The 1,101-nt window shown below is 41.5% G+C and carries 1 protein-coding gene; it reads left to right on the forward strand.

The annotated features are described in order from the left end of the window. Positions 1–60 precede the first annotated feature (60 nt). Positions 61–1,092, forward strand: a complete 1,032-nt coding sequence (locus tag L3V30_RS23930; protein WP_102595949.1) for an IS630 family transposase — start codon at positions 61–63, stop codon at positions 1,090–1,092. Positions 1,093–1,101: the final 9 nt, after the last annotated feature.

Consider the following 1,101-nt stretch of genomic DNA (forward strand, 5'->3'; position numbering starts at 1 on the left):
TATACCCGTGATCATTGAAGATGCTTGATTTTTTTTAGAATCAGGATCATGCTACGAACCATGAAAATTACACTGACTCCTCAACAGAAACTGCAACTCGAACAAATGCACGATATTGAACGTGATAGTCGAGTTTGCGACCGTATTAAGGCTGTTTTGCTGGCTTCTGAAGGCTGGAGTCAGACCATGATTTCACAAGCTCTTCGGATTCATGAATCCACCGTTGCACGTCACCTTAGCGACTACGTTCTTTCTGAAAAACTTAAGCCTGAAAATGGCGGAAGTCAAAGCAAGCTTTCTGCAACTCAAACCATGCACCTAATCGAGCATTTGACTGAGAGAACCTATCCTCATACTCATCAAATTGTCGCCTACGTTAAAGAGACTTTTGGACTTGATTACACTGTCTCTGGTATGAACAAATGGCTTCACCATAACGGTTTTAGCTACAAGCAACCGAAAGGCGTTCCACATAAGTTTGATGAAGCAAAACAACAAGCTTTCATAGATGCTTACGAAGCGCTAAAGGCAAGTTGTGACGAGGATGAATCGATAGTCTTTATCGATGCTGTTCACCCAACCCTATCAACAAAAATATCTCATGGCTGGATACGAACTGGTCAAGATAAAGTGATTGAAACAACGGGAAATCGCAGTCGATTGAACATTCTTGGCGCACTGAACCTGTCAGATATCGGAGCTACTATTATTGATGATTATGAGAGCATTAACAGTGAAACGATAGTTCGCTTTTTCTGTAAGTTAAGAGAGAGTTATCCGTTAGCTCATAAGCTTCATATCATTTTAGATGGTGCGGGATATCACCGTAGTGACTTGGTCAGAGATGCGGCATTTGTCCTTAATATCGAGCTGCATTATCTTCCACCTTACAGCCCAAACCTCAATCCAATAGAGCGGCTTTGGAAAGTAATGAATGAGAAGTCGAGGAACAACGTTTACTTCAAAAGTAAACGGGACTTCAAGGCGGCAATAGACCAATTTTTTACTGTGACTCTTCCAGAGATCGCAGGCTCTTTGGCATCTCGAATTAATGATAATTTTCAGGTTCTCAAGCCTGCATCTTCAAGTTGATTCGGTATA

It is taken from the genome of Vibrio sp. A1-1, from assembly GCF_021728175.1.
In the GTDB taxonomy this organism is placed as follows: domain Bacteria; phylum Pseudomonadota; class Gammaproteobacteria; order Enterobacterales; family Vibrionaceae; genus Vibrio; species Vibrio diabolicus.